The 892-nt window shown below is 40.0% G+C and carries 2 rRNA genes; both read right to left on the bottom strand.

What is annotated here, in order from left to right:
* Positions 1-113, bottom strand: a 16S ribosomal RNA gene (locus tag ND2E_RS0121595); the annotation flags it as partial.
* A gap of 657 nt (positions 114-770) precedes the next feature.
* Positions 771-885 (bottom strand): 5S ribosomal RNA (gene rrf / locus ND2E_RS08860).
* Positions 886-892: the final 7 nt, after the last annotated feature.

Consider the following 892-nt stretch of genomic DNA (forward strand, 5'->3'; position numbering starts at 1 on the left):
CACCCGTCCGCCGCTCGTCATCTTCTAGCAAGCTAGAAATGTTACCGCTCGACTTGCATGTGTTAAGCCTGCCGCCAGCGTTCAATCTGAGCCATGATCAAACTCTTCAATTAAAAATCGTTTGTGCGAGATAAACTCGCTGCTCAATGAATTCTGTCGTGATACCAGTTACTAATTAAAGTAAATTGATATCGCATTACATATATAAGTATATATTTATCTGTGTGACATTCATCATTAAGCGTTTTTGTTTCCAAAGGAAACTAAGTAAAAACAACTGTAATGTGAGTGTCCACACAAATTGCATGATAACTAATTGTTAAAGAACTCTCTTTAAAAGAGAAGCAGTAAACGCATTCGTTACTCGCTTTTAACTCCTTGCCAACGTTGCCGTTTGCCCGAAGCAGGATGCGCATTTTACGCAACCAGATTTTAATGTCAACACTTAATTTATAGAATAAATCAGTGTTTTTAAAACCTTATTTATTATGCTGATTAAGTAATCAATCTAATAAATAAAGTCTGAGTAAAAAGCCCGACTCAAATGAGTCGGGCTTCTCAAAACTAGAAGTTTAGCTATGTCCCGCTACGCTCTGACATGGGCTTTTCTGCGACATAAGTCACACTACCATCGGCGCTATTGCGTTTCATTTTCCAAACTAAATTAGAAGTTTAGCAATGTCCCGCTACGCTCTCACATGGGCTTTTCTGCGACATAAGTCACACTACCATCGGCGCTATTGCGTTTCATTTTCCAAACTAAAATAGAAGTTTAGCAATGTCCTACTCTCACATGGGAACTCCCACACTACCATCGGCGCAACTGCGTTTCACTTCTGAGTTCGGAATGGAGTCAGGTGGGACCACAGCGCTATTGTCGCTAAACAAAAAG

This window comes from Colwellia psychrerythraea (genome assembly GCF_000764225.1).
GTDB classification, from domain to species: domain Bacteria; phylum Pseudomonadota; class Gammaproteobacteria; order Enterobacterales; family Alteromonadaceae; genus Colwellia; species Colwellia psychrerythraea_D.